This window comes from Neisseria sp. P0021.S007 (genome assembly GCF_051956855.1).
Window position 1 is genome coordinate 1 of the sequence record NZ_JBQCXA010001453.1, and the last position, 479, is coordinate 479.

General features: G+C 43.8%; 1 protein-coding gene. It reads right to left on the reverse strand.

The window, feature by feature from the left end; translation table 11 throughout:
* Positions 1-385, reverse strand: a 385-nt coding sequence (locus tag ACTHUR_RS19660) for a pyridoxamine 5'-phosphate oxidase family protein (RefSeq protein ID WP_440400474.1), incomplete at its 3' end; no start/stop codon positions are given.
* Positions 386-479: the final 94 nt, after the last annotated feature.

The following is a 479-nucleotide window of genomic DNA, read 5'->3' on the forward strand; positions in this document are numbered from 1 at the left end:
TCAAACGACCTTGCTGCGGTGTCAGTTCAAGCAAACGGGCATCAGACGCATGAATAAACTTTTCTTTTGCCTTCTGCATTTTGCGTTGTAAAACGGAAACGACGCGGCTGTACAAACTGTCTTTTTGTTTAACCTCCCGAGTGCTGGCGACCCAGCTTAAACGGGAATGGCTGTCTTCATCTTCAATCAGGAGGATGCCGGTTTGCGGTTGCTCCGATTTACCCATGCAGGGAAGCCAAACATAATAACGACCATCGAGCGTAACATATACGGCATCATGTACTTCGCAATCATCGCAACACTGGGTTGCCAAAAGAGAGCGGATGGTATGTTGGTGCAGTCTCAGAATGTCGAGAGAGACTTGCTGGAAAATATTTTCAGGCATTTTCTTCTCCTTTCGTTCTGTAGTGCGTTGATTTCGTTTCGATGAATTGCATTATACGGATAATTTCAAAATTTGCAAATGATAATTGTTATTA